Below are 684 nucleotides of genomic sequence, written 5' to 3'. Positions count from 1 at the left end.
AGCCCGTTTATGGGTGATGGCGTACATCTTGCAGTATGGACCGGCGAGTTACTTTAACATGCGAGGTTAAGCAGAAAAAAGCGGAGCCGTAGAGAAATCGAGTCTTAATAGGGCGCTTTAGTATGTTGAAGTACACCCGAAACCAGGTGATCTATTCATGAGCAGGCTGAAGCTGAGGTAAAACTGAGTGGAGGGCCGAACCGTAGTACGCTAAAAAGTGCCCGGATGACTTGTGAATAGCGGAGAAATTCCAATCGAACTTGGAGATAGCTGGTTCTCCTCGAAATAGCTTTAGGGCTAGCGTGTGATGTTAAGTTTTGGTGGTAGAGCACTGAATATGGAATGGCGGCGCCTAGCTGTACTGACTATAATCAAACTCCGAATACCATTATGTATTATCATGCAGTCGGAACCGGGGTGCTAACGTCCCGGCTCGCGAGGGTAACAACCCAGATCGTCGGCTAAGGTCCCAAAATCGTGTTAAGTGAGAAAGGTTGTGAGATTTCATAAACAACTAGGAAGTTGGCTTAGAAGCAGCCACCTTTTAAAGAGTGCGTAATAGCTCACTAGTCAAGAGATCTTGCGCCAATAATTTAACGGGACTAAAACACGATACCGAAGCCACGGGTACAATTGTACGTTAGAGGAGCGTTCTTAGGGCAATGAAGCTAGACCGTGAGGACT

Annotated in this window: 1 rRNA gene; it reads left to right on the top strand. The window is 46.8% G+C overall.

The window, feature by feature from the left end:
• Positions 1 to 684: ribosomal RNA gene (locus VBM87_RS02915) — 23S ribosomal RNA — on the top strand; the annotation flags it as partial.

Origin of the sequence: Mycoplasma sp. 744 (assembly GCF_034863305.1) — a bacterium.
Lineage (GTDB): Bacteria > Bacillota_I > Bacilli_A > Mycoplasmatales > Metamycoplasmataceae > Mycoplasmopsis.
The sequence above is the reverse complement of the archived record's forward strand: the minus strand, read 5'-3'. Positions and strand labels throughout refer to the sequence as shown.